General features: G+C 39.9%; 1 protein-coding gene, 1 other RNA gene and 1 pseudogene. All 3 read right to left on the bottom strand.

Translation table 11 applies throughout. The annotated features are described in order from the left end of the window. Positions 1-294, bottom strand: a pseudogene (locus tag ACQEXU_RS21855) (SH3 domain-containing protein); the annotation flags it as partial. Positions 295-772: 478 nt separating this feature from the next. Further along, positions 773-833, bottom strand: an RNA gene (locus tag ACQEXU_RS21850) — hammerhead ribozyme type II. Between the two features lie 167 nt (positions 834-1,000). Further along, positions 1,001-1,435: a GNAT family N-acetyltransferase gene (locus ACQEXU_RS21845; protein ID WP_140136002.1), complete on the bottom strand. Its 435-nt coding sequence runs from the start codon at positions 1,433-1,435 to the stop codon at positions 1,001-1,003. Between the last annotated feature and the right edge of the window lie 665 nt (positions 1,436-2,100).

Raw genomic sequence — 2,100 nt, 5'->3', positions numbered from 1 at the left:
GTCAAGAGCTTTAAGCTGATTCAAAGATGCTGCATTTACAACTGAGTCAAGAGCTTTAAGCTGATTCAAAGATGCTGCATTTACAACTGAGTCAAGAGCTTTAAGCTGATTCAAAGATGCTGAATTTACAGCTAAGTCAAAGGCTTTAAGTTGGTTCAAAGACACTGCATTTACAACTGAGTCAAAAGCACTAAATGGCTTCAAAGAAGTAGCATTTACAACTGAGTTAAAAGCATCAGACTGCTTTAATTGAGCCTGATTTTTGAACGATTCCATAAATTCAACATGTTTCATCAGCGAAGGTTTTCCAAAAATACTAAACAACTCTAAGTTACTACTGTACTTACTCAAATGCCACTTTTATCCGATTAAGCTAACGCCCAATTAACGTGTGAGCAGCGCAGACACTGAACTTGAATACTGCGCCGAAAACACTAAATTCAACTCGAAGTGAGAGCGCCAAGCGTTGCGAATCACTGTTGAATTGTTTGTTATGTTTCAGTGCGCTATAGGTAATTTGGGCTATGCGCACCTACTAATTTGCTCTTTTCACTGGAGTTTCACCAGATCATCAGTAAGTTAAACTTAAAAGAGCGGTGGTTCTCCCAAAACATGGCAACACATTTAGAAAGTTGCTTAAATTGACTACTAATTTTGTTGATAATTTTCATACCCATAAGCTCTCCCTCCTTAGTCTGACTAGTTAAAAACCCCACAATTTCCGCTAAGAGAAACTGCACCACAAAAACAGGTGGATTTGACGCAAAGTAAATCGAGGCTGCCATCATCAGTCTCAGGAGACCACCACTGAGAGACGTATTCACGTTTCGGCTTTCGACTTGAGTTTTAACATTATAACGTACTGAACTAAAAAGAAATATAACGCCCAATTAAGGGGTGAACAACGCCTCCACCCAAACCTAAAGCATTGTGCCATAAACACTAAAACTGAAGTAGAAGCAAAAGTGCCAAGCGTTGTGAATCCCTCTTAAATTGCTTGTTATAAGCGTGGTTTGAGCATGTGCACGAACTGTTCATCCTGCCCTGTAACCTCAAAGCCAAACCTTTTGTAAAGTTGCCCTACTCGGTTTCCTTGTAAGTAGCAAAGCTTTATCGGTAACGACTTTTGTTCAGCAAGCTCAATGACCGCTTTTAATACTTGGCTACCAATTCCTTTACCCTGATATTCTGGTAATAGGAAAAAGCGACCAAAGTACAGATGCTCAGAATGGTACTGCACCAAGTAACTGCCCACTGCGACTCCATCGACTTCGATTATGGTTGGCTTTTCTTCGCCCCACTCATTGTGATGAATTTCTCTTTGAACACTTTCGTCCCAACCAAATACAGCTTTGATTGGTTCAAATTCTGCTGATTTCTTAAGTTCGAATAGGAACTCATAGTCACTATTTTCAGCTTTACGGGTTTCGTACACCTAACTCTCCAAATCTACAACTACGGATAAGCTTATAACGCCGCATTAAGGTGCGAACAACGCTAAACACCCAACCTAAACCACTGCACCTTAAACACTAAAACCAAGTTTAAACTGAAATCGCCAAGCGTTGAGAGTCACTCTTAAATGCTTTGTTAGGCGCTTCACGCAAATAGTTAAAATTGGATTTAGAAAACCACCTTTTGGAAAAGTAAAACGCACGTAACCAACTGAATTTGTTTGAAACCCAAATGCTAAAGCGGCTAAGTCTCTGATACCCACTGCAACCAAAACACCAAAGAAGTTGGCAAATCAACGCATACATATGGAATTTGGAAAGACTAACTTTCAGTGCGAAATTGCAGCCAATAAACCCATTTCGACGACAGACAAACTTGAAGCGATTTGAGCCAAAGAAACTAACAACAAACCGACTACAAAACTCAATGAGGCAACCCTCAAACTTTGACATGTTTTACGGGTTGAGTAATTCAAGAACTTGAGAAGATAAAGCCAAATTGCCGAAAAACTTGAACAAATGGCTAAAGAGAAATTGGAGATTTGAACCAAGAAATTTCTTACTGCGCCTAACGCCGCATTAAGGTGCGAACAACGCTTAGCACCTAACCTAAATCACTGCGCCTTAAACACTAAAACCAAGTTTA

It is taken from the genome of Vibrio sp. TRT 21S02 (genome assembly GCF_050113675.1).
Taxonomy (GTDB): Bacteria; Pseudomonadota; Gammaproteobacteria; order Enterobacterales; family Vibrionaceae; genus Vibrio.
Note: the sequence above shows the minus strand (reverse complement) of the source record. Positions and strands in the feature narration are given on the sequence as shown.